The organism is Mesorhizobium sp. WSM4906 (assembly GCF_029674625.1).
Classification (GTDB): domain Bacteria; phylum Pseudomonadota; class Alphaproteobacteria; order Rhizobiales; family Rhizobiaceae; genus Mesorhizobium.
The window spans coordinates 3905506-3925650 of the sequence record NZ_CP121355.1 but is presented as its reverse complement, the minus strand read 5'-3'; the positions used below and the strand labels follow the sequence as shown (position 1 = coordinate 3925650).

The window sequence follows — 20145 nt, the reverse complement described above, 5'->3', positions numbered from 1 at the left end:
AACGCGCTCAGGGCTGCAGTTTCGCCCCTGCCCCGCCATTGTCATCCTGGCCCGAGCCGTCGTCCTGAACCGCATCGGCTGGCTTCAGCATGGCGCCATTGACCGTGACCGAGCCGTCGGCCTTGGCATTGATCACCCATTCCAGCCGGCCGTCGGGCAGCGTCTTGCCGAAGCCCTTGACGGCGAGCGCGAAGGGGAACGCCTGTGCCAATTGCGCATCGCTCTTGGCACCCTCCTGCAAGGCCTCGACGATCTTGTCGTAGCCCGCGACATCGACGGTGACGGTTGCATCCGGCTTCTTGCCCGGAAACGTCATCTCGCCTTCCATCGCGACCTCGATGCTGCCGTTCTTCACCGTGCTGTGCCCGAGGACCAATTTCGGCGTCTTGGCCAGGAAATCGGCAACCAGAGCGTCGCCGAACTCATCCGACAGCGGTGGATTCTTATTGAGATCAAAGGCCTCGATCGCCTTCTTCGCCATGGTGTCGAGATCGATATTGGCGCCGCCGAAATTGAGGTCGACATCCGTCGGCAGCAGCGCGATGCTCCAGCCGGGCAGCGTCTGCTGCGGGATCGTCAGGCCGGAGGCCTTGATGGCGTAGTCGACTTTGCCGCTCTGGGAGACGCCGTCCATGCCGACCGTCGTGCTGAACTGCTTCGCCCCGAATTTGCCGACGGGGCTCTCCACCTCGAAATCCTTGAAGCCGTAGTTGCCGTCTATCCTTTCCCACACGGGCAGCGCGGCCTGCAGCAGCGTCTTGAGCTCCGCCTGGTTGGCCTTGAGCTTGGCCTCGTCCTCATTAGCCACGGCAAAGGCAAGCAGGTCGAGCAGCGGCTTCGTCCGCACGCCTTTGCCCTTCGCTTCCACCGACAGTTCCGGCGTTCTCAGCGTCAGCGGAAAACTCATTCCATTGTCGGGATCGTCGATCTTGATCGTCTCGACGAAGCTCAAGACCTTCTGCGTCGCCGTGAAGTCGACGCCGCCATTGGCCGACTTGGTGGCGGCAATGGTCGCGGTGCCGGCGCCGGCGGTGACGTCCGCCTGCTGCTTGGCTTCCCGCGATGTCATCGTCATGCCGGCCATTGAGCTCGCGCCGCTGGTGAAAGCGGCGAGATTCGGATCGTAAACGGCGGTGCCCTTGCCGTCCTTGACCGCGAGTTGCATGCTTTGCGGGCCCTCCGGCCCGTTGAATTCGAAGGCCATGCTTTGCGAGAAATCCGAGGCGACGTCCCAGGATCCGTCGCTGCGCGGCTTCACCATCAAGGCATAGGGCGCGAGATCGAATCTCAGCGGCTTCTCTTTCGGCATGGCATCGACCAGCGCCTTGATGTCGAGCGCGATCTTGTAGGCGCCGCCTTCGACCGAGACCTTGAGCACGCCCTTGTCGAACGCCTGCTTGCCGAAATAGCGCGCCAGATTGTCGGAAAGCTGCTTGGCGCCTTGACTGTCGACCGTCTGGGCCACAGCAGGCACGCTGAACGCAAGAGCCGCAACAATTGGCAAAATATGCTTCACGTCGGTTCTCCGTTCTCGGAAGGCGAAAATCGTTTCGTGCTTCTGGTAGGAAAGATGCGTTACAGCCGCAAGACGACGACTGTACGCCAAAAGCTCATGCCGCTAAAGCACCAGCCGCATCAGCGGCCTGCCGGGTTTGCGCTCAAGAAGCCTCTCGAACCCGGCCTTCTCGAACACCCGCGACGAGCCGACGAACAGCCCGATCGAGCGCGAATCGCGCGACAGGTCGATCGGGCAGGCCTCCAGCAGCCTGGCGCCGTTGTCGCGGGCAAAGGCGATGCCGCCGTCGACGAGGCGGTGCGTGATGCCCCTGCCCCGCGCCTTGACGCGGATGAAGAAGCAGGAGATCGCCCAGACGTTCGGATCGCCGGCATCGGCAGGATCTACCGGCGCCGAGCCCCTGCCCTGATTGTTCCATTCGGGCACGTCGGCGCGCGGGCCGATCTGCATCCAGCCGACCGCCTTGCCGTCTTCGAAAGCCAGAAGCCCCGGCGGCGGGCCGGCTTCGATACGCGCCTTGATGTGATCCTTGTTGCGTTCGCGGTCGCTGGCGCGTCGCTCCGCCGGCGTCAGCCGGAAATGCGTGCACCAGCAGCCGTAACAGGCGCCCTGCTTGCCGAAGAGGTCCTCGAAGTCGACCCAGCGCTCAGGTGTCAGCGGTGCTATGGTCGTGCTCATGCATTCTCCCCAGGCCAAGCTTGTTGCCGGCACTGCGCTGTCGTACCATTGCATTTGTTCTCTTTATGTTCGCAGCGATGGCGGCTCCTGTCAATAATCCCGAACACGGTTTTTGCCGCGACTGCTTGGCGCTGCAGCGTGCCGAGACGCGCCGCTGCGAGCGCTGCGGCAGTCCGCGGCTTGTGCGCCATCCCGAGCTCTACCGGCTGCACATCGCCCATATCGACTGCGATGCCTTCTACGCGGCGATCGAAAAGCGCGACAATCCCGCGCTGAAGGACAAGCCGGTGATCGTCGGCGGCGGCAGGCGCGGCGTCGTCTCCACCGCCTGCTACATCGCCCGCATCCAGGGCGTGCGCTCGGCGATGCCGATGTTCAAGGCGCTCGAGGCCTGCCCCGAAGCCGTGGTCATTCCGCCCAACATGGAAAAATATGTCGGCGTCGGCCGCCAGGTGCGCGCGCTGATGCAGGCGCTGACGCCGCTGGTCGAGCCGCTGTCGATCGACGAGGCGTTTCTCGACCTCGCCGGCACCGAGCGGCTGCACGGCATGCCGCCGGCGCTTGTGCTGGCCCGCTTCGCGCAGACCGTCGAAAAGGAGCTTGGCATCACCGTTTCCTCCGGCCTTTCCTACTGCAAATTCCTGGCCAAGATCGCGTCGGACTTCCGCAAGCCGCGCGGCTTTTCGGTCATCGGCGAAGCCGAAGCGCCAAGCTTCCTCGCGGCGCAGCCGGTGACAATGATCTGGGGCGTCGGCAAGGCGCTGGCCGCGACGCTGGAGCGCGACGGCATCCGCATGATCGCCCAGCTGCAGCGCATGGAGCGCGGCGAGCTGATGCGCCGCTACGGTGTTATGGGCGACCGGCTCTACCGGCTTTCGCGCGGCGAGGACGACCGCCGCGTCGACCCGGACGGCGACGCCAAGAGCGTGTCGGCCGAAACCACTTTCGACAACGATATCGGCTCCCTGGCGGAACTGGCGCCGGTGCTGCGCGGGCTGTCGGAGAAAGTCTCGGCGCGGCTGAAGAAATCCGGCATTGCTGGACGCACAGTGGTGCTGAAGCTGAAGACGCAGGATTTCAAGCTCCGTACCCGCAACCGCCAGCTCGGCGACCCGACACGACTTGCCGACCGCATCTTCCAGACCGGGCTTGATCTCTTGCGCCGCGAGGCCGACGGCACGAAGTTCCGGCTGCTCGGCATCGGCGTCAGCGATCTCTCCGACGACGGCAAGGCCGACCCGCCGGATCTGGTCGACCTTCAGTCGCGCAAGCGCGCGCTGGCCGAAACGGCCATCGACGAGCTGCGCGACAAGTTCGGCAGAAAGGCCGTCGAGACAGGCTATACGTTCGGCAAGGGCCGCAGCGCCAATCCGCCCGAGCCGCTTGAGGATTGAAGCCGGCCGGCAGTGCAGCGGTGGTCAGGTGCGCTTCAGGTCGATCCGGCTCGTCACCATGGTCTTGCCGGTTTTCGGATCGACATCCGTCACGGTCAGCCGCATGCCGTCGCTGCCGGTCTTTTCGACGGTCAATTGCGCCTTGCGGTCGCCATTGACCTCCTTTGCCCAGCGGATGCCGAGATTGAGCGCATTGCCCGAGCGGCTGCCGTTCAACTGCGCCGGTCCCGTGCGCGAGCCGATATAGACGCCGCTATAGCCCCTGCCGGTGGCCTTCAGATCCGCGCTGATCTCCCGCGTCATCAGGATGAGCCCGCGACATTTGCCATCGAGCGACAGCGAGGTCGAGGTAGCGCCGGATTTGAAGTCGCAGGAGATATTCACCGTCGGCGCGCTGGCGCTTACCTTGTAGGTGCCGTTGCCGGCGAAGCTGCCCTGAAACGAGCGCAAGAAATCGGCATCGTCGGCACGTGCGTCCGTCGCCGCCGTCAGGCAGCCGGCGAGCAGACACAACATCATCGATTTCATCGGAATCTCCCCCAGCATCGAAAGGCTGCGAATATGACGACTCGAACGCCTGCGACGGCCGCAGGTTCCGCCTTCATCGTGACTGTTTTTTAACGCCGCCCCGGCGCGGCCCGGACTGGCCCAGTCGAATGCGTCGACTAGCGGTTGCAGTCGAAGGTCCGGCTTGCGAAATAGCGCCATGGCACCCGCTCCCTCGATCACCAAGGCCGCCCTCTGGATGGCGCTGTCGATCGCCTCGTTCCTGGCGATGTCGGTCGCCGGCCGCACCGCGACGGCCGCGCTCAATGTCTTCCAGGTGCTGGAGCTGCGTTCGGTGATCGGCTTTTTCATCCTGCTGCCGTTGGTGATGACGAGCGGCGGCTTCAAGGCGATGCGCACCGAGCGCCCGCTCGCCCACCTCGCGCGCAACGTCGTTCATTATGCCGGCCAGGCCGCCTGGCTCTATGCGCTGACCTTGATTCCGCTGGCCGTGCTGATCTCGATCGAGTTCACGACCCCGATCTGGACCGCGATCCTGGCGGTGAGCTTTCTCGGCGAAAGGCTGTCGCGGCCAAGGCTGACGGCGATCGTGCTGGGGCTGATCGGCGTGGTGATCATCGTGCGTCCGGGCGTCGGCTCCATCGATCCCGGTCACCTCGTCGTGCTGGGCGCCGCGATGTGCTTCGGCGTGTCGGTGGTCATGGTCAAGTCGCTGACGCGCACCGACAGCGTCGTGCGCATCATCTTCTGGATGCTGATCATCCAGTCCGCGGTCGGCCTCCTTCCGGCGCTCTACGTCTGGCGCAGCCCGGCCGTCGAACTCTGGCCGTCGATATTCGTGGTCGCCTTCACGGGCATGTCTTCGCATTTCTGCATGGCCCGCGCGCTCAGCCACGCCGATGCGACCGTCATTTCGCCGATGGATTTCCTGCGCGTGCCGCTGTCGGCGCTGATCGGCTGGCTGCTCTATCACGAACAGATCGACGTCTTCACCGCCGGCGGCGCCGCGCTGATCCTGGCCGGCAACCTGCTCAACCTGCAGAAGAAGGCGCCGCAGACGGCCGAAGTCGCCGCCTCGTAGCTACAAGCCATTCACTGGTCGGTCGCCTGGTTCAGCCGCCGCGTCCACAGCAGCGCTCAGTCGTAGACGCCATCAAATAGAAATTCGTTGTCACCGCCGGCCTTGAAATGTCCGGCGTACGAGCCCGTCGGCAGCAGCAAGGCTTCGCCTGCGCCGTTGCGCAATACTACAGTCTTCGGTCCGGTCGTAAGCTGAAATGGCGGATCAAGCACGGCGCCGTCGATTTCGACCTGGCCCGGCAACGGTGTTCCATCGGCGCCGTAGAGCGCGTAGCTTCCAGCGATCGGAACCTCAAAGATCTTCCGCTCACCGGGATGAAGGCGAGCACCGGCGATCCTGAGATTTGGCGCGACACGGACGTAGCTGTTCAAGATCACGGGCGCGACCACTGGATAGATATAGTCCATCCGATAGGACCACAGGATCAACTTCGGCGGAGATTTGCTCAGGACGCTGTACGCCTCGGAGCGCCCGCTTTCCCGCAAAGTCTTGAGCACATAGTGTTTGTCGAGCCACAAGGTGGTCGGCTCCATCCGGTTGGGCAGCATTCCCACGCCGTCGAAGTACCGCTCATTCGGTGCAAGCAACGACTCCGCGCGCGCCACCAGTTCAAGTTGAGCCGCATTGTCGAAGCGAAGGTAGAGCAGATTGGCAACGAAGCTTATCGCCATCGCCGTGGCCAGAGCTATCCACGCGAGGCGCAGGTAACGCGTACGGGTTGCGATACCGTCGAGCATCGTCAATGACCATAGCGACATGAACGGCAACGCCATGATGAACACGTATGGCCACGGCTGGTCGTGCGCGAAAACCAGCACCGTGATGACGACGGAGAAGATCAGCGCAATCCGCCTCCGTTCATCGAGCTTCATGATCTGCGTCAGGGACAGAGCCATGCCGGCGAAACAGAAGACGTAAAGAACATAGTTCCGCGCCAGCGTTTGAACCACGAAGCGCCTCAGCCCCCCGTAGTCACCGCCCCCGCGCGCCGCGATTTCAAGAGGGCCGAATATGAGGTTCCTGGCAATCGGAACAGGATCGGTGCCGCCGAAGATGAAGCAATAGGCAACTATGGGAACGGTCCACCCCAGCACGAGCCATACGCCGCGGACGATGCCTGTCGCGTAGCGTCTCATCAACGCTGCGTCAACGACCAGACCAAGGCCGAGCGCAAGATTGAAGTAGAGCGATTTCTGAGTAGCGAGAAACGACAGGCCACTTAGTACGCCGGCGGCGACCAGTTGCCATCCCCTCAATTCACGCGCCCGCAAAACGACCAGCAGCGACGCAATGGCGAAGAACACCGCCAGCGGTTCGGCGACGGTGCGAAAGATGCGCTCCATGAAATTCGAGAAGCACAGGAGGAGAAGGACGATGATCAAGGCACGCACGCGGTCTTCGCCAAGGGCGCGGGCGCATGCATAAACGAAAGCAATGGTCCCGCACGCCAGCAGTGCAGTCTGCATACGGCCGGCAAGCAGAATCGACGTGGCATCCCAGCCAACCTGGTGGGCGATCTCGTAGAAAACCGCATAGCCGACCGCCTTGGCATGCCAAATCGTGCCGAACAGGCCATTGGAGAAATACTTGGCCCATCCGAGTTGGACGAATTCGTCCATGACAAAGCGAGCGTTCCAAGCCAAGGTGAAGAGCAAAATGATCTTGAGCGCAATCAGGACGCTCAGAAAAGTCATTGCTTGGCGCTGCCCGAAACCGAACAGCAGGCTTGATCTGTGTGCAAGTGCTCGCGTGTCCAAGATACCCCCGACCCCTGGCTCAGAGAGAGCCACCCGCGTACCGCCGGCTGCGCCCCCGATCGCTACCGCCCCGCCCGCAAACAGCGAATTTGAGGAGGGCAACTTCACCTCGGTCTCGACGTGGTTATTTGCCCGAACACCATGCCGAAACCGCGTTGCGTTATCTTGGTCGCGCATGTGGATAGTGGGTTCTTGCCGAGTCCGCCCGTTTAGCTTGCATCGAGCGGATTTTAACAACTGTTAGCCTTCTCCCGTTAAGAAATGCCTATATTCATGCATGATAACCTGCTCTCCCAAATAATGTGGAGACTTGAAAGGACAGCGCGTGCTGCAATCCAAATTCACGTCGGGCCTTGTCTGCCCAACCTGCTATGCTGAGCTTGCGGCCGACCCAGTTACCCTAACATGCAAGTCTTGCTCCGCCATCTATCCCATACGACAGGGCATTCCGTTCTTTGCCGAGCCACCGGTAAGGCAAGGCTTCGACGCCAGCTTCCATGAAGAGGCGTATGCCGGCACCAGCACCCGCGCCCGCCTCTACAATTCGCTGAAACGACTCATCACAAGCGAGTATTCACCGCACGACACGCTGAACTCGTTTCTAGCATCGGTGCCTGAACACGCTATAGTCATTGAGTTCGGCTCCGGCGCTCGGCGCATCCGCTCCGACGTGCTCAATATAGACTTGTTCCCCGCACCGAATGTCGATCTCGTCGCGGATATCGAGCACACCCCCCTTCCGAGCAACTCAGTCGATTACGTCATTCTGGATAGCGTGATCGAGCATGTTCCCAATCCGGCTGCGGTGGTCGATGAAGTGATGCGCGTCCTGAGGCCAGGAGGCAAGCTGCTGTGCATCAATCCGTTCCTGTTTCCGTATCATGGCTACCCCGCTCATTACTGCAACTTCACGAAGGACGGAATCGAGCAGCTTCTTCGGCGGTTTGGAAGCGTTGAGGTTCAAACGCATCAGGGACCGACGAGTGCAATCGTCAACATCCTTTCCGAGTACGTTGGGGTAATTGTGGGTCGGGAGAACCGGACCCGCTACATGTTGGCGAAGGGCGCAGTCTTAACGCTAACATTCCCGCTCAAGTTCATCGACAAATTGCTTGTCGATCGCCCAGAGAGTCACCGGATCGCCAGTATGCTCAGCACCATCGCGATCAAATAATTCGACTGGCGTGTAAGTCGGCACACATCACGCCTAACACCCGCGGCACAGGCCGACAGGCGGTGGCTTTGATCGCGGGACAATCGGTTTAGAGACTACCAAGTCAACACTTCGCAATAGTTCGGCCAGTCAGGCAAACCCGATACCCTCTGCGCTTTCGGAAAATACCGTCGCGCCATGACTGCAAAGTCCGAGCGTGAAAACAGCACGACATGCTTGTCTCCGGTTATGTGTCGGTCCGCAAGAAGTGAGAGCGTAGCGCGCACGCCACCCGGCTCGATGTCCTTCAATATGATCTTCCGGCAAGCCCAGCGTTCGCAGCTGTCGGCCAGCGACTTGAAGAACGCGCCGCGTTGATCGACCGGCACATGGTGGATGACGTCGGAGATTGTCACGGCATCATAAAGCCCGGTTACGCTGACGAGATCAGTCGCAGGCAGAAGTTCAACCCTCGCCCTATTTACGTCGCTTAAGAATGTGCCGATTGAAGGAGCTAGATCGCACATCGTAACCGCCAAGTCAGGGCGTCGATTTAGGAGCCGCTCGATAAGCGCGCCGTCGCCGCCGCCAATGTCCAATATCTTCGCGCCGTTCGGCAATTCGCGATCAAGAAAATCGGCAATGAGGTTGAGATTGACGAACACACGACGATAGACATTGCCAACCGGCTCAAAATGCCGGCCAAGAACCTTCCGCGCGACCTGACCTGGTGCCAGCATTCTTACTCCTCGTTTCTCATTGATTGGCGGTTCGCCAGGCGGATGGATGATGTCGGCATGGCTGCGGGGCGCAGACAGAGACGCGGTAAGATGGCCCAGTGCGCAGCGGCAAAGTTCCAGACGAATAGGGCGATGGTGGCGATTGGAGTGGCAATCGCAACACTAAGACCGAAGCCGGAACACAGGACAACCATCATGGCCACCGAGATTGGATAAGCCGCCACCACGCCTCCTACGAAGCGCGTGAATGCCTTCAAGCGAAGTGGCTCGGCAAAGGTGAACCGGCTGTGCAATGTGTATCCGATCGGCGTTACAGTCAGGAACGAAACCAGGATGCCCAGCAGGTAGTGTCCCCCCAGGTGATCGACCGCGATCATGATGGCGTTATGCGCAATGGCGCATGTCAGCCCCACCAGCGTGTATCGCCACCCTCGTTCCACAAGCGGTCTTTTGCGGGGACCCGCGCCCTGCTCGTCCATGGGCATAGCTGGACCAGGCATCGGCGTCAGAAAGCCCCTGTCAGTTTCGCGCGAAGCCGGCATGCGACACGCTCCCGCAACCGCGAGTCACGCAAGTAGCGCCTCATGCCGCTTGGTCCGAGCGAGAGTACGACACGCGCAGCGCGAAGCAGTGCCTTCGAGTCGCCTCCTGACGCGGCGGCCAGCGACACGTTAACGCTGATCGACGCCCGGGCGGCAGGTTCGACCCTGCGTCGGCTGCTCGCCGGAAGCCCGGGAAGATGGCGCTCCATGACAATTTGCATTTGCGACCGGAACTCGCTGACGTCACGGGACCCGGTGACAGTCAGCGAACTGCCGTGAACCCGAAAGGCCGTCGTGATCTCGTCGTGATAAAGGACCGGACCGGTACCGGCGAGCTTCGCCCAGATGTCCCAATCCGCCGTATACCATAGTTTCTCATCCATGCCCCCGCACGCCAGCCATGCGGTTCGACGGAATATCGGAGCGGGCACAGAGACAAAGTTTTGCACAAGCAGCCGCTCCAGCAGGAATTGAGCTCCGAGCACCTTGTCGGCCGGCAAAGGGCAGTTCCAGCGCCCAACTCGGCGTCCGTAGCGGTCAATGATGGCGGTCGGAGCCAAATGAAGCGCGGCTTCGGGCGAGCCACCGAGCCAGCGGCGAGCGGCCTCGACGCGCCCGGGCAGCCACAGGTCGTCTTGGTGGAGGATGCAGACGTGATCAGCGGTCGCTAGCTCGACGCCCAAGTTGGTCTTCGTCTGCCAAGGCGTGAGGTCCCTTCGCTGAAGCAGCCGGAGCGGTAATCGGTGGGCAAATCGCTCGACGATGGCTGCGGTAGCGCTCGTCGGGCTGCTGTCGACAATGATTATCTCCAGATCGCCGGTCGGCTCGGCAACCAGCGAGTCAAGTGTTGCTTCAATCCATGCAGCCCCCTCGTGGACCGGCATGACGACAGATAGAAATGGTTTTTCGTCCACACAGCTACCTGCTCTAGTTTCGGCTTGAAAGCCAGTCGGGCGGTCAGAACGCACGCCTGTCATCCAGATTATCAAGCAGCAGCTTGAGCACAAAGCCGGCCAGCACCATGGACATGCCGGCCACGCAGGCGGTGGTGATCACAAAGGTCAGGTGCACCGACTGCTCCATCGGACCACCGACAAAAATCCAGTGCAGCGCCAGCAACACGTCCGCGACAAAGCCCGCCGCCGCGAGCACGCCACCGGAAAAGACCAGCCATTCCAGCGGGCGGCCGCGCATCAGCCAGGGCACGATCCGACCTCCGTGGCCCGGGTGATAGATAGCGATCGCCACCTTGGCCAACATGCCGAAAAGGATCGCCGAAAGGCCGATCAGCGTGGCCATTGCCGAGAGCGCGACGAAGTGAATTCCGAAATACCACCCACCGATCCGGACAGGTCCCGCGGCGAGGGCCGCAAGGCCAACAGTGCCAGCCATCAGCAAGGTCGCTCCGGGTATGAGATACATGGTGTTGGGTGCATGGGCCACGATCAGCCGCAAATGCCGCCAACCGTCGCGGAACGAACGCAGATGAGGTGGGCGGCCGCGCTTGTCCGGATAGAGCTTGATCGGTACCTCGCGGATCACGAGGCCCGCGCGATGCGCGTTGATGACCATCTCCGAGGCGAATTCCATGCCGGGCGAGCGGGCGCCCATCCTGCGGAACGCATCGCGGGTGAACCCTCGCATGCCGCAATGAAAATCGTGTATCGGAGACTGGTGAAGCCAGCGGGCAATTGTCGAAAGCAGCGGATTGCCGAGATAACGATGCAGCGGGGGCATGGCGCCGGGCTCGATACCGCCGGCGAAGCGATCCCCCATGACCAGTTCGGCACCGTCCTCCAACGCGTCGATGAAGTCGCCGAGGCTGCTCCAGTCGTAGGAATCGTCCGCATCCGCCATGATGAGGTACTTGCCTCGCGCAGCTTCAGCCGCCGCGCTGATCGCCGCGCCGTATCCCTTGACCCGCTGGTGCACGACACGCGCGCCGAGGGACTCGGCAATCTCAACCGATCGGTCGCTCGACCCGTTGTCCCCGACGACGACCTCACCGATGAGGCCCCGCTTTGCAAAAACGTCAAGCGCCTTGCGGATGCAGATGCCGAGCGTGCGCTCTTCGTTCAAGCAAGGGATAATGGCCGATACGAGAGGTGCAGCCGCATCATCACTGCGCAGAGAGTCCAGATCGGTCTGGACCGTCGCGAAATTCGACTTGTCTACCATCGTGCCCCGCTCCTGCCCAATCGCCAGCCTTACTGACAAGCAGACATACGCCCCAACATTTCCGCAGCCTACCTGCAACCTTAGCAAGAACAAGTTAGTCAATGATATACAGAAGCATTCACCGTTGAGCGAATGACATGGTTTGGCGAGTACTTGGCGGGATTTTTGTGCTCTCGTCACAAGAGCGGCACATCCGGATATGCCGACATGGCCAGTTGCCGGCGTCGCACTGCGAATTTGACGTTGCCTCAAAAAGTCCATCCAGCCGGTTGCTCAAGCCTCGGCAAACCTCTGCGGCTTTCGACAGTTCGGGGATATTTTCGAGCGGAGTTGCCTGGCAGGGTGGTGGGGCTTGCCGCGACGCATCGCGCCAGGCTTCTACACCAGTTCCACTTCCACCACTCCCGGAACCGCGCGCATGGCCGACGCGACCTGCGGCGAGATGCGATAGCGGTTGGGCAGCTCGATCTCGACCTCGCCCTGGCCGGCTTCCTTGATCAGCACGAAGCTCACCTGCCCCTCGCCCTTCACGGCAAGCTGGTTGGCCAGCATGTTGATCGGCTGGGCGTCGCGCACGAAGATGCGCAGCGCCTTCTGGATGCGGCTTGCCTCGTCCTCCAGCGACTGCACCGTCTGGATACGCAGATTGATGCCCTCCGGCCGGTCTTCCGCCGAAACCGTGATCACCACGGAACGGCCGGGCTCGAGCATGTCGCGATACTGCGCCAGGCCTTCGGAGAAAAGCACGGCCTCGTACTGGCCGGTCGTGTCGGAAAACTGCACGACGCCCATCTTGTTGCCGGTGCGGGTCTTGCGCTCCTGTTTGGTGGTGACGGTGCCGGCGAGCCGGCCGGCTGCGGCGCCGCGCTTCACCGCGGCCGAGAATTCCGCCCAGTTCTGGACGCGCATCTTCTCGAGCGCTGCCTTGTACTCGTCGAGCGGATGCGCCGAGAGATAGAAGCCGACCACCTGGAATTCCCGGTGCAGCCGGTCGGCGGCTAGCCACGGCTCGGTTGCCGGCAGGTTGAGCGCCTGCGACTGGCTCCCAAGCGATGCGCCAAAGATGTCGGCCTGGCCGGAGATGGCGTTCTGCTGCGCCAGCGAGGCCAGCCCCATCATCCGCTCGACGCCGGCCATCATCACGGCGCGATCATGCCCGAAGCAGTCCAGCGCGCCGGCCATGATCAGGCTCTCGAAGACGCGCTTGCCGACGATCTTCGGATCGACGCGCTCGCAGAAATCGGCAAGGCTCTTGAATGGTTTTTCGCCGCGCACGGCCACGATGTGCTCGACCGCCGCGTCGCCGACACCTTTGAGCGCCGCCAGCGAGTAGAAGATCTTGTTCTCGCCGACCTCGAAGGGGCGAAAGCTGGTCATCACCGACGGCGCCACCACCTCGATGCCGAGGCGCAGCGCGTCCTGCCGGAAATCGGCCAGTTTGTCGGTGTTGCTCATGTCGAGCGTCATCGACGCCGCCAGGAACTCGACCGGGTAATGCGCCTTGAGATAGGCGGTCTGGTAGGAAACGACGGCGTATGCGGCGGCGTGCGACTTGTTGAAGCCGTAGTCGGCGAACTTGGCCAGTAGGTCGAAGATGAAGTCGGCCTGCGGCTTGGCAACGCCGCGCTCGACCGCTCCGGAGACGAAGCGCTCGCGCTGCTTGTCCATCTCGGCGCGGATCTTCTTGCCCATGGCGCGGCGCAGCAGATCGGCTTCGCCGAGCGAATAGCCGGAAAGCTCCTGCGCGATCTGCATCACCTGTTCCTGGTAGACGATGACGCCTTGCGTCTCCTTCACCAGATGGTCGATCTTGGGATGGATCGAGGCCATCTCCTCCTCGCCATGCTTTCTGGCGTTGTAGGTCGGGATGTTCTCCATCGGGCCGGGGCGGTAGAGCGCCACCAGCGCGATGATGTCCTCGATGCAGTCCGGCCGCATGCCGATCAGCGCCTTGCGCATGCCGGCACTTTCAACCTGGAACACGCCGACCACCTCGCCGCGCGACAGCATGGCGTAGGTGTCCTTGTCGTCGAGCGGAATGCGGGCAAGGTCGATGTCGACGCCGCGGCGGCGGATGAGCTTCACCGCCGTTTCCAGCACGGTCAGCGTCTTCAAGCCGAGGAAGTCGAACTTAACCAGCCCCGCTTGCTCGACATATTTCATGTTGAACTGGGTGACCGGCATGTCCGACCGCGGATCGCGGTACATCGGCACCAGCTCCGACAGCGGCCGGTCGCCGATGACGATGCCGGCGGCATGGGTCGAGGCATGGCGGTAGAGGCCCTCCAGCTTCTGCGCCGTGTCGAGCAGCGTCTGGACGATCGGCTCCTTCTCGGCCTCCTCGGCGAAACGTGGCTCGTTGGCGATGGCATCCGCCAGCTTGACCGGATTGGCCGGGTTCTGCGGCACCATCTTGGAGAGCTTGTCGACCTGGCCGTAGGGCATCTGCAGCACGCGGCCGACGTCGCGCAGTACGGCGCGCGCCTGCAACGTTCCGAAGGTGATGATCTGGCCGACCTGGTCGCGGCCGTATTTCTGCTGGACGTAGCGGATGACCTCCTCGCGCCGGTCCTGGCAGAAGTCGATGTCGAAGTCCGGCATCGAGACGCGGTCAGGATTGAGGAAGCGCTCGAACAGCAGCGAGAAGCGCAGCGGGTCGATGTCGGTGATGGTGGTCGAATAGGCGACCAGCGAGCCGGCGCCTGAACCGCGCCCCGGCCCCACCGGAATCCCTTGCGCCTTTGCCCATTTGATGAAGTCGGCAACGATCAGGAAGTAGCCGGGGAACTTCATCTTCTCGATGATGCCGAGCTCGAATTCGAGCCGCTCGCGATATTGCTCCACTGTATAGCCGGGCGTCGGCCCATGCTTGGCGAGCCGCGCCTCCAGTCCCTCGCGCGCCTGGCGTGCGAGTTCCGCAGCTTCCGCCTTCTCGGCCGCGTCCTTGTCGGCGGCGTCGGCGCCGGTGAAGCGCGGCAGGATCGGGCTGCGGTTCTTCGGATAGTAGGCGCAGCGCATGGCGATCTCGACCGTATTGTCGATCGCTTCCGGAAGGTCCGAGAACAGCCGCGCCATCTCGGCCTGGCTGCGCAGGAAATTGTCCGGCGAAAGCCGCCTGCGGTTGTCGGCGGCCACCACCGAGCCTTCGGCAATCGCAATCAGCGCGTCATGCGCCTCATAGTCTTCGCGCTTGGAGAAAAAGGCCTCGTTGGTTGCGACCAGCGGCAATTCGTGGGTGTAGGCAAGGTCGACCGTCGACTTCTCGACCATGCGGTCATAGCCGGCGACCCGTTCCAGCTCGACATAGAGCCTGTCGCCGAACAGGCCCTTGAGGAAGAGCAGCCGCTGCTCGGCAAGGTCGCGGCGGTCCGCCTTGAGCGCACTGCCTATCGGGCCGCGCGGGCCGCCGGTCAGGCAGATCAAGCCATCGCAATGACCTTCCAGCATGGCGCTGGTCAGATGCACAGGCTCGCCGGGCGGCGTCTCCAGATAAACCTTGCTGATCAGCCGAACCAGGTTGGCATAGCCGGCCTCGCTGGCGGCGATCAGCACGATCGGCGACATCTCGGGGCCATGCCGGCGGCGGTCGCGCTGGGCATCGGTCGCTTCGCCGGCAAAGGCAAGGTCGATCTGGCAGCCGATGATCGGCTGGATACCATCCTTGACAGCCTTCTGGGCGAATTCGAGCGCGCCGAACAGATTGTTGGTGTCGGTCACCGCGATCGCCGGCGCTTCGTCCTTGACCGCATGTCCGACGATGGCGCCGAGCTGCAAGGCGCCCTCGAGCAGCGAATAGGCCGAATGCACGCGCAGATGGATGAAGGTCCGCGCCTGCGCTTCCGGTTGAGCGGCCTTTACCGCTGCCTCGCGCTGCAACGGGTCGCGTGGAAGTCGTTCATCCGCCATGGGGCTCGTGTCGCTCGAAAGGACTCAACATTCGGGTGAGATGTATTGTCCGCAAGCGCGCGATGCGAGTCCAGCCTTCGCCTGCGCACAGCAAAGCCGTCAGGCAAATTCCATGATCACCGCATCGACCGCCAGGCTGTCGCCCGGCTTGGCATTGAGCTTCGCCACGGTGAGGTCGCGCTCAGCGCGCAGCACGTTTTCCATCTTCATCGCCTCGACCACGGCCAGCGTCTCGCCCGCCTTGACCTCCTGCCCTTCCGCGACGGCTATCGACACGACGAGGCCAGGCATCGGGCAGAGCAGCATTTTCGAGGTGTCCGGCGCCAGCTTTTCCGGCATCAGCCTTTCCAGCTCCGCAGTCCGCGGCAGCATGGCGCGCGCCGTCACCGACATGCCTTTCCATGCGATGCGAAGACCGTTCAGCACCGGCCGGACCTGCGCTGCGATCCGGTTGCCGTTGACCGTGCCATGCCAGATCGCGTCGCCCGGTCGCCAGACGGAAGCGACCGTCAACGGCTTGCCGCCATCGATCGAGAGGTCGACCTCCATCGGGATCGAGACCATGCCGTCGACTATGCTGGCGGAAAGATAATCCGTGCCGATCTTCACCACCCAGTCACGCTTGAGATGGCCGGAATGCGGCGCCAGCCGGCCGCCGAGGCGGTCGAGCCGGTCACGGCGCAGCAGCTCGATCGCGGTGGCGACGGCGGCGAACACCGCCCTTTCCTCGCTGTCCGGTTCGACCGGCGCGAAGCCGTCCGGATATTCCTCGGCGATAAAGCCGGTCGACAGCCGCCCCTCGCGCCAGCGCGGATGCTGCATCAGCGCCGCCAGGAACGGGATGTTGTGCTCGATGCCGTCGACGACGAAGCTGTCCAGCGCCTCGGACATCGCATCTATCGCCGCCAGCCTCGTCGGCGCCCAGGTGCAGAGCTTCGCCACCATCGGGTCGTAGAACATCGATATCTCGGAGCCTTCGGCGACGCCGGTGTCGTTGCGGATCACGATATCGCCGGACGTGCCCTCTTCCGGCGGCCGGTAGCGCGTCAGCCGGCCGATCGAGGGCAGGAAGTTGCGGAAAGGGTCCTCGGCGTAAAGACGGCTTTCCACCGCCCAGCCGTTGAGCTTCACGTCGCTCTGCCTGATGCCGAGCTTTTCGCCTGCGGCAATGCGGATCATCTGCTCGACCAGATCGATGCCGGTGACGAGCTCGGTCACCGGGTGCTCGACCTGCAATCTCGTATTCATTTCAAGAAAATAGAAGTTCTTGTCCTTGTCGACGATGAACTCGACCGTGCCCGCGCTCTGGTAGTCGACGGCTTTCGCCAGCGCCACCGCCTGCTCGCCCATGGCCTTGCGCGTCTTGGCGTCCAGGAACGGCGACGGCGCTTCCTCGACCACCTTCTGGTTGCGGCGCTGAATCGAGCACTCGCGCTCGCCGAGATAGAGCGCGTTGCCGTGCGCGTCGGCCAGCACCTGGATCTCGATATGGCGCGGATCGACGACGAATTTCTCGATGAAGACGCGGTCGTCGCCGAAGGAGCTTTTCGCTTCCGAGCGTGCGCGCTCGAAGCCGTCGCGCACTTCCGCCTCGCTCCAGGCGATGCGCATGCCCTTGCCGCCGCCGCCGGCCGACGCCTTGATCATGACCGGGTAGCCGATGTCGCCGGCGATCCTTTCGGCATGGTCGACATTTTCGATGACGCCCAGCCAGCCCGGCACGGTCGAGACCGTGGCCTGGCTCGCGAATTTCTTCGATTCGATCTTGTCGCCCATCGCGCGGATCGCTTTAGGCTTCGGGCCGATGAAGACGATGCCTTCCCTCTCCAGCGCCTCGCAGAAGGAGGCGCGCTCCGACAGGAAGCCATAGCCCGGATGCACCGCTTCGGCGCCGGTCTCCTTGCAGGCGGCGATGATCCTGTCAGGCAGGAGATAGCTCTGCGCGGCCGGCGATGGCCCGATATGCACGGCCTCGTCGGCCATTTCGACATGCACGGCATCGCGATCCGCGTCCGAATAGACCGCCACCGTGGCAATCCCCATCTTGCGCGCCGTCTTGATCACGCGACAGGCGATCTCGCCGCGATTGGCGATCAGGATCTTCTTGAACATTCGGATGTCGTCCCTCCGGCAAAGCCGCCCAGTTCTATGGACAATTCCGGCGCGTCTCAAGTGTCTGCAGCCCTGGCCTCGGCGCCCGATACCGATTGCGGAAACCGCGCCGAAAAACGTCGCAAGAGACGTTGGCCGCCATCCTCGAACCCGATAAGGTGGCGGTGGGCGCATGATAAACGGCAGGCGGTACATGCCTCGCCGGGCAGGCCTGGCAGCCTGCCATAAGCCGAAACTTTGAAGATTGTCTTGGGAGGAATGCCTCATGAAAACGCGAGCCGCAGTTGCCGTTGGTGCGGGAAAGCCGCTTGAGATCATGGAGGTGGACCTCGAGGGGCCGCGCGAGGGCGAGGTGCTGGTCGAGGTGAAGGCGACCGGCATTTGCCACACCGACGAGTTCACGCTGTCGGGCGCCGATCCGGAAGGCATTTTTCCGGCGATCCTGGGCCATGAGGGGGCCGGCATCGTCGTCGACGTCGGCAAGGGCGTGACCTCGGTCAAGAAGGGCGACCATGTCATCCCGCTCTACACGCCCGAATGCCGGCAGTGCCCGTCGTGTTTGTCGCGCAAGACCAACCTGTGCACCGCCATCCGCGCCACGCAGGGGCAAGGGTTGATGCCCGACGGCACCTCGCGCTTCTCGGTCGATGGCGAAAAGCTCTTCCACTATATGGGCTGCTCGACCTTCTCCAACTTCACCGTGCTGCCGGAGATCGCGGTTGCCAAGGTCAATCCCGACGCTCCCTTCGACAAGATCTGCTACATCGGCTGCGGGGTGACCACCGGCATCGGCGCGGTCATCAACACGGCCAAGGTCGAGCAGGGCGCGACCGCGGTGGTCTTCGGCCTCGGCGGCATCGGCTTGAACGTCATCCAGGGTCTTCGCCTTGCCGGTGCCGACATGATCATCGGCGTCGATTTAAACAACGACAAGAAGGCCTGGGGCGAGAAGTTCGGCATGACGCATTTCGTCAATCCGAAGGAGATCGACGGCGACATCGTGCCCTACCTGGTCAACATGACCAAGCGCGGCGCCGACCAGATCGGCGGCGCCGACTACACCTTCGACTGCACCGGCAACACCAAGGTGATGCGCCAGGCGCTGGAGGCCTCGCATCGCGGCTGGGGCAAGTCGGTCATCATCGGCGTCGCCGGCGCCGGCCAGGAGATTGCGACCAGGCCCTTCCAGCTGGTCACCGGGCGCACCTGGATGGGCACCGCCTTCGGCGGCGCGCGCGGCCGCACCGACGTGCCGAAGATCGTCGACTGGTACATGGAAAAGAAGATCCAGATCGATCCGATGATCACCCATACGCTGAAGCTGGAAGACATCAACAAGGGCTTCGACCTCATGCATGAGGGCAAGTCGATCCGCAGTGTCGTGGTTTACTGAAGCAATGCCGCTAGGCCGCGGGCCGAAACGCCCGCGCCCTTTGTGGTCAACATGGGAGGAAGTGTAAATGGCGGAAAAACTGCATCCGAAGATCGACAACGGCCTGCCGAAGGAAAGCGCGAGCTTCTCTGGCGGCACGCTGGTCTGCGCCTGCACCAGCAACCCGGTGAGGGTGAAGGTCAAGGGCCAGATCGCCCACAACCACGCCTGCGGCTGCACCAAATGCTGGAAGCCGGAAGGGGCGATCTTCTCGGTGGTGGCGGTTGCCGGCACAAGCGACGTCACCGTCACCGAGAACGGCGACAAGCTGAAGGTGGTCGATCCGGCGGCGCTGATCCAGCGCCATGCCTGCACCGGCTGCGGCGTGCACATGTACGGCCCGGTCGAGCGCGACCATCCCTTCAAGGGCCTGTCCTTCATCCATCCCGAGCGCTTCGAGGAGGACGGCTGGTCGCCGCCGGGCTTCGCCGCCTTCGTCTCCTCGATCATCGAATCCGGCGTCGACCCGAGCCGCATGGCCGGCATCCGCGCCCAGCTGAAGTCGATCGGGCTCGAACCCTATGACTGCCTCAACCCAGGCCTGATGGACTATATCGCCACCTGGACAGCCAAGAAGTCAGGCGCCTTGGCGGCCTGACAATTCCCGAAATTTCAGGCAAGGGGCCGGCCTTCGCCGGCCCCTTGCACATTTGGCCCCTTGTACATTTGGAGAGACGATTGCCTGCGCCCATCATCTATGTCGATGCCGACGCCTGCCCGGTGAAAGCCGAGGTCGAGAAGGTTGCAGAGCGCCATGGCGTCGTCGTCACCTATGTCTCCAATGGCGGGCTGCGCCCGTCGCGCGATCCGATGATCCGCAACGTCGTCGTCTCCAAGGGCGCGGATGCCGCGGACGACTGGATCGCCGAGAATGCCAGGCCCAACGACATCGTCGTGACGGCCGATATCCCGCTTGCCGCGCGCACGGTGGCGCTCGGCGCGCATGTGCTGGGGCCTACAGGCCGCCCCTTCACGCCCGAGACCATCGGCATGGCGGTGGCGATGCGCGATCTCAAGCAGCATCTGCGAGAGACCGGCGAAAGCCGTGGCTTCAACGCCGCCTTCACACAGAAGGACAGGTCGAACTTTCTCGGCGAGCTCGACCGCATCTTGCGGCGGGCCTTCAAATCCGCCACACCGGATTGATCC

Annotated in this window: 16 protein-coding genes; 6 read left to right on the top strand and 10 right to left on the bottom strand. The window is 62.9% G+C overall.

Translation table 11 applies throughout. The features are described 5' to 3' along the window. Positions 1 to 7 precede the first annotated feature (7 nt). The gene (locus QAZ22_RS18650) at positions 8 to 1516 is read right to left on the bottom strand and encodes a hypothetical protein (RefSeq protein ID WP_278202208.1); all 1509 of its coding nucleotides are present in this window, start codon (positions 1514 to 1516) and stop codon (positions 8 to 10) included. Positions 1517 to 1618: 102 nt separating this feature from the next. Continuing rightward, the gene (locus tag QAZ22_RS18645; protein WP_278202207.1) at positions 1619 to 2194 is read right to left on the bottom strand and encodes a GNAT family N-acetyltransferase; all 576 of its coding nucleotides are present in this window, start codon (positions 2192 to 2194) and stop codon (positions 1619 to 1621) included. Positions 2195 to 2259: 65 nt separating this feature from the next. On the opposite strand from QAZ22_RS18645, the gene QAZ22_RS18640 reads away from it, so the two are divergent. After that, positions 2260 to 3588: a DNA polymerase IV gene (locus QAZ22_RS18640; protein ID WP_278202206.1), complete on the top strand. Its 1329-nt coding sequence runs from the start codon at positions 2260 to 2262 to the stop codon at positions 3586 to 3588. A 24-nt stretch (positions 3589 to 3612) separates the two neighbouring features. Here the strand turns inward: QAZ22_RS18640 and QAZ22_RS18635 are convergent, their stop codons facing one another. Next, positions 3613 to 4116 (bottom strand): hypothetical protein, encoded by a 504-nt coding sequence (locus tag QAZ22_RS18635; protein WP_278202205.1) that lies wholly within the window; start codon positions 4114 to 4116, stop codon positions 3613 to 3615. A gap of 178 nt (positions 4117 to 4294) precedes the next feature. On the opposite strand from QAZ22_RS18635, the gene QAZ22_RS18630 reads away from it, so the two are divergent. Continuing rightward, positions 4295 to 5176 carry a DMT family transporter gene (locus tag QAZ22_RS18630; protein WP_278202204.1) on the top strand — a complete coding sequence of 294 codons (882 nt, stop codon included), beginning with the start codon at positions 4295 to 4297 and terminating at the stop codon, positions 5174 to 5176. Positions 5177 to 5232: 56 nt separating this feature from the next. Here QAZ22_RS18630 and QAZ22_RS18625 read toward each other — a convergent pair whose 3' ends face one another. Next, the gene (locus QAZ22_RS18625) at positions 5233 to 6933 is read right to left on the bottom strand and encodes a hypothetical protein (protein WP_278202203.1); all 1701 of its coding nucleotides are present in this window, start codon (positions 6931 to 6933) and stop codon (positions 5233 to 5235) included. A gap of 310 nt (positions 6934 to 7243) precedes the next feature. Between QAZ22_RS18625 and QAZ22_RS18620 the strand changes: the two genes are divergently transcribed. Continuing rightward, the gene (locus tag QAZ22_RS18620; protein ID WP_278202202.1) at positions 7244 to 8107 is read left to right on the top strand and encodes a methyltransferase domain-containing protein; all 864 of its coding nucleotides are present in this window, start codon (positions 7244 to 7246) and stop codon (positions 8105 to 8107) included. Positions 8108 to 8202: 95 nt separating this feature from the next. On the opposite strand, the gene QAZ22_RS18615 is transcribed toward QAZ22_RS18620, so the two are convergent. The 6 genes from QAZ22_RS18615 to QAZ22_RS18590 all read right to left on the bottom strand — a co-directional run bounded on the left by QAZ22_RS18615 (position 8203) and on the right by QAZ22_RS18590 (position 17564). Continuing rightward, positions 8203 to 8826, bottom strand: coding sequence for a class I SAM-dependent methyltransferase (locus tag QAZ22_RS18615; protein WP_278202201.1), 624 nt, complete (start codon positions 8824 to 8826; stop codon positions 8203 to 8205). A 2-nt stretch (positions 8827 to 8828) separates the two neighbouring features. Continuing rightward, entirely contained in the window at positions 8829 to 9203 is a 375-nt protein-coding gene (locus tag QAZ22_RS18610) for a GtrA family protein (protein ID WP_278202200.1), read from the bottom strand. Positions 9204 to 9331: 128 nt separating this feature from the next. Continuing rightward, positions 9332 to 10282, bottom strand: coding sequence for a glycosyltransferase (locus QAZ22_RS18605; RefSeq protein WP_278202199.1), 951 nt, complete (start codon positions 10280 to 10282; stop codon positions 9332 to 9334). Positions 10283 to 10325: 43 nt separating this feature from the next. After that, complete coding sequence (locus QAZ22_RS18600) at positions 10326 to 11546, bottom strand: glycosyltransferase family 2 protein (protein ID WP_278202198.1); 1221 nt, start codon at positions 11544 to 11546, stop codon at positions 10326 to 10328. 378 nt (positions 11547 to 11924) lie between these two features. Continuing rightward, the gene (dnaE, locus tag QAZ22_RS18595; RefSeq protein WP_278202197.1) at positions 11925 to 15452 is read right to left on the bottom strand and encodes a DNA polymerase III subunit alpha; all 3528 of its coding nucleotides are present in this window, start codon (positions 15450 to 15452) and stop codon (positions 11925 to 11927) included. 99 nt (positions 15453 to 15551) lie between these two features. Further along, positions 15552 to 17564 (bottom strand): acetyl/propionyl/methylcrotonyl-CoA carboxylase subunit alpha, encoded by a 2013-nt coding sequence (locus QAZ22_RS18590; protein ID WP_278202196.1) that lies wholly within the window; start codon positions 17562 to 17564, stop codon positions 15552 to 15554. 265 nt (positions 17565 to 17829) lie between these two features. Here QAZ22_RS18590 and QAZ22_RS18585 point away from each other — a divergent pair, with 265 nt between their 5' ends. The 3 genes from QAZ22_RS18585 to QAZ22_RS18575 all read left to right on the top strand — a co-directional run bounded on the left by QAZ22_RS18585 (position 17830) and on the right by QAZ22_RS18575 (position 20142). Next, positions 17830 to 18957 carry an S-(hydroxymethyl)glutathione dehydrogenase/class III alcohol dehydrogenase gene (locus tag QAZ22_RS18585; protein WP_278202195.1) on the top strand — a complete coding sequence of 376 codons (1128 nt, stop codon included), beginning with the start codon at positions 17830 to 17832 and terminating at the stop codon, positions 18955 to 18957. 67 nt (positions 18958 to 19024) lie between these two features. Then, positions 19025 to 19594: an S-(hydroxymethyl)glutathione synthase gene (gene gfa, locus QAZ22_RS18580; protein ID WP_278202194.1), complete on the top strand. Its 570-nt coding sequence runs from the start codon at positions 19025 to 19027 to the stop codon at positions 19592 to 19594. 80 nt (positions 19595 to 19674) lie between these two features. After that, positions 19675 to 20142: a YaiI/YqxD family protein gene (locus tag QAZ22_RS18575; RefSeq protein WP_278202193.1), complete on the top strand. Its 468-nt coding sequence runs from the start codon at positions 19675 to 19677 to the stop codon at positions 20140 to 20142. Positions 20143 to 20145: the final 3 nt, after the last annotated feature.